A 3,266-nucleotide genomic window follows, 5' to 3' on the forward strand; every position below is an offset into this window, starting at 1 on the left:
GGATCGGACTTGGCTATGCTATGCTTTCCTTTTCTTACTGCCAAAAATCGGTGAATTGTCCGCCGGTTTAGCTGCAAGCGGGAAATGGGAACACTCGCTGTACGGTTATTCTCTGCTGGGGTTTCTCCTATACTACTTGTTGGAAGCCAGCCGTGAAGTGGGGGCCGATAACAGGTTGTCGCTTGGCTTGGACACAGTGGCACTCGGAACCTATAACTGCTTGCTTGCCATCACAGTCATGCAAACGACGGGAACATCGCCTGAACTGTACGCGATTGGAACGTTGGCCTATTCACTGCATTTGTTTGGGGTAAATATATATCTCTATAAGACCCACCCCGGGCATATGTCTGGATGGCTACGCGCATACTTTGTCGAGTCGCTTGCAGTCGGCATATTGATCGGTCTCAGCGCGGACAAAAGTAGCATGATCTATTCAATTGCGAATGGGTTGACAGGGGGTGTGATAATAGCCCTGTCTCTTCGGGTTAAACTACCCAGCCTTTCGGCAGTGAATACAAAGGCTCTGTTGATTGGCGTGGTATTTGCTGCAGTCGCAGTCGAGGTCACACGGTACTAACTAGAAGACACCGAATGTATTTTTGGGCTTGTCTTTAGGTAGAGGCGTTCGATGTTTCTCAGTCTTTTTGTAATGTAGCCACCAAGACTTGGTCTGGCCCAACATTCTCTTCAATGGCCGCTGTAATCCAGTTGGTCAGCGCATCCAGTGCCTCAGCGGTAACGGCTATGGGCTCGAAACTGCCCTCGGAGCGAGCACAGCATTGCCCCTAACGCTTTTTTGTTGATCCAACTGACGGCCCAATCCTGTCGTTGCTTAAGCAGCGCTCCGCTGCGCTGCTGCTTCCCCATTGCGGTCCTTCGGCAACCCTTGTCTTATGCCCCCTCTTCATAGCGCTTTCGTTCTGCATCCGTGGCATTACGCCACTCCGCGCGAAGTAGGTCCATTCGCCGAGGAATACTGTTTTCGAGAACCTCCGCCTCAATGATCCGTTCTGTCCGAAAGTAACGAAAGCCTTCTCGCATCTCGCACCATGCAGCGATGATGCGGCTGGTGTCCCGATAACCCAGCAGTATGGGCCAGATCACACGACGAGTTTGTTGGCCTGAGTGGTCCGAATATTTCAGAGCTATTTTTTGGCGGCGTCGAATGGCCAGACGAATGGCCGCGGCGCCGAGTACTTCAACCGGCTGCGCGACGGGCGCAACGCTTACGGCCGGCTGAAGAAACGACGTCCGGTACTTGTCAGGTGCGACAGCTTCCAGCTTGGTGATTAGCTTCTCAGCCGCCAGCGCAAGCTCGGGTTCGCCTCGCGTCTTGACCCACAACACGCCAAGCGTAACGGCCTCGATTTCGTCCGAGGTCAGCATCAGCGGTGGCATATGAAAGCCGGGCTCCAACACATAGCCGACCCCGGCCTCGCCATTGATCGGCACGCCCTGGCCCATCAGCGCAGCAACATCGCGATACACCGTACGCTTGGTCACGCCCAGTTCTTCACCAATAGACTGGGCAGAGATCGGGCCTTTGGCACGCCTCAGGATCTCGATGACTTCAAATAGCCTGTCGCCGCGCCTCATGTGATCTCCTTTCGATGAAACAGAGCATACTGACAGTATGCTGACAACACGCTGTCAGCATAGGCGCGGTAGAAGCAGGAAAAACATTATAAAATGGAGATCAGAAGATGGGACATTTCATTGCTCTAACCCTCGCCGCTGTTATGCCAACAGCACTCGTTGCGGAGTCGGCGGAGCAGCGGGGAACTGCGCCGATCATGGCCATGGGCGCCTATGTGCCGACCGACAACATGGAGGAATCGGAGGCCTTCTACCGCGCCCTGTTCGACAGTGAACCGACAATCGGGCTACCCGAATTCGTGGCGTTCGATGTGGCTGGTGGCTGGTTCGCAATCGTGTCACGGGACAAGTACGCACCGGGGTCCGAGGCAGGTTCGGGTGCGGTTCCCTACCTGCAATCCGCCGATCTGGAGGTCTTGCACGCCCGCGCCACCTCTGCCGGTGTGACCGCGCCGGAGATCATCGAAGAGCCGGGCATCCACTTGCTTAAGATCACCGACCCCAACGGTCAGTTGATCGAGTTTTTCAGACTGACCGGTCAGTGACGCTCACAAGACTCAGCACAATCTCAAAGGACATCCCACCATGCAAATGAACTACTTCGTCGTCGGTACCAACGACATGGCCGCCGCAACGCACTTCTATGACCAGCTTTTTGGTCAATTAGGCCTAAAGCGCGTCTCGCCCACCGACAGAATGACTTACTGGCTCGGACCTAATTTTGCCTTTGCAGCTGCCATCCCGTTCGACGAAAAACCCGCCACGAATGGCAACGGAACCATGGTCGGCTTCAGCGTCGGGTCGGCTGAAGAGGTCGTAAGGCTGCACGCATTGGCCATCGAGCTTGGTGGCACGAGCGAAGGCGAACCGAACCAACGTGGACCGCGCTTCTCGGCCTACGTCAGGGATCTTGACAGCAACAAGATTTGCCTCTCCGCCTAATGCAGGTCGCAAACGCACTTTCCGATTGAATGGAGAAGACTTTGAAACTCGTTCTTTTGGGCGCGAATGGGCGGACAGGTAAGCTTGTGCTCGTAGCTGTGCACGCACGGGACATGGAGGTCACAGCGGTCGTTCGTTCTGCAGTCAAAACGACCGATCTACGACACCCAAGATTGCACGTGGTGGTCGGTGATCACTATGATCCTGAGTTTCTCGCATCAGTGTTTCGCGACCACGGCGCCGCTGTTTCGGCCATGGGCGGTGAGCTGCCAACAAAAGCCGCCACTTCTGTGTATTTCCGATCTTCTTACGCCATCGTCGAAGCGGCGTCGGCGACCAGACTCAAGCGGGTCTTGGTGACTTCAACGGCTTTGCTATTTCCAGACCAAACGCTGCTCGGAAAGCTCCTTCGTTTCGTTGTGCCGAACGTTGTACGCAGCGCCGATCGCATGGAGGATATCTTGAAGAACTCTGGCCTAAACTGGACCTCGGCCCGCGCGGGATTTCTCAAAAACCCGGTGTGACGGCATACCGTGCCCAAAGAGATGCTTTTCCCGAAAACAGAACAGCAGTTTCCCTGTTGGCACTTGAACAATTCCTGATTGATGCCATCTCGGACCCTGAGACCCAAGGGGCGGCATACGGCGTGGGTTCTGTCGCAAACTTTTCAGATGGCAGAGCATTAGTGGAATTGGTGAGCGGTTTACCCTGCCAGTTGGGCGAAC

The 3,266-nt window shown here is 55.2% G+C and carries 5 protein-coding genes; 4 read left to right on the forward strand and 1 reads right to left on the reverse strand.

Annotation, left to right across the window (positions count from 1 at the left end; genetic code table 11):
• A partial coding sequence (locus AC2FGC_RS24130; RefSeq protein ID WP_496727553.1) for a hypothetical protein occupies nucleotides 1-580 on the forward strand: 580 nt, incomplete at its 5' end.
• Between the two features lie 314 nt (nucleotides 581-894).
• Here the strand turns inward: AC2FGC_RS24130 and AC2FGC_RS24135 are convergent.
• Complete coding sequence (locus AC2FGC_RS24135; RefSeq protein ID WP_496783659.1) at nucleotides 895-1,599, reverse strand: helix-turn-helix transcriptional regulator; 705 nt, start codon at nucleotides 1,597-1,599, stop codon at nucleotides 895-897.
• 107 nt (nucleotides 1,600-1,706) lie between these two features.
• On the opposite strand from AC2FGC_RS24135, the gene AC2FGC_RS24140 reads away from it, so the two are divergent.
• From AC2FGC_RS24140 to AC2FGC_RS24150, 3 genes are read left to right on the forward strand one after another with little or no spacing between them, the layout of a single operon-like run.
• Entirely contained in the window at nucleotides 1,707-2,144 is a 438-nt protein-coding gene (locus AC2FGC_RS24140; protein ID WP_496727551.1) for a VOC family protein, read from the forward strand.
• Between the two features lie 40 nt (nucleotides 2,145-2,184).
• Nucleotides 2,185-2,541, forward strand: a complete 357-nt coding sequence (locus AC2FGC_RS24145; protein ID WP_496727550.1) for a VOC family protein — start codon at nucleotides 2,185-2,187, stop codon at nucleotides 2,539-2,541.
• 41 nt (nucleotides 2,542-2,582) lie between these two features.
• Nucleotides 2,583-3,065, forward strand: a complete 483-nt coding sequence (locus tag AC2FGC_RS24150) for an NAD(P)-dependent oxidoreductase (RefSeq protein WP_496727549.1) — start codon at nucleotides 2,583-2,585, stop codon at nucleotides 3,063-3,065.
• Nucleotides 3,066-3,266 lie beyond the last annotated feature (201 nt).

It is taken from the genome of Ruegeria sp. CDSC054, assembly GCF_059610645.1.

Excerpts from the sequence above, each read along its gene's own strand:
- AC2FGC_RS24135 (WP_496783659.1), bottom strand. The coding sequence starts at position 1,599 with ATGAGGCGCGGCGACAGGCTATTTGAAGTCATCGAGATCCTGAGGCGT.
- AC2FGC_RS24140 (WP_496727551.1), top strand. The coding sequence starts at position 1,707 with ATGGGACATTTCATTGCTCTAACCCTCGCCGCTGTTATGCCAACAGCA.
- AC2FGC_RS24145 (WP_496727550.1), top strand. The coding sequence starts at position 2,185 with ATGCAAATGAACTACTTCGTCGTCGGTACCAACGACATGGCCGCCGCA.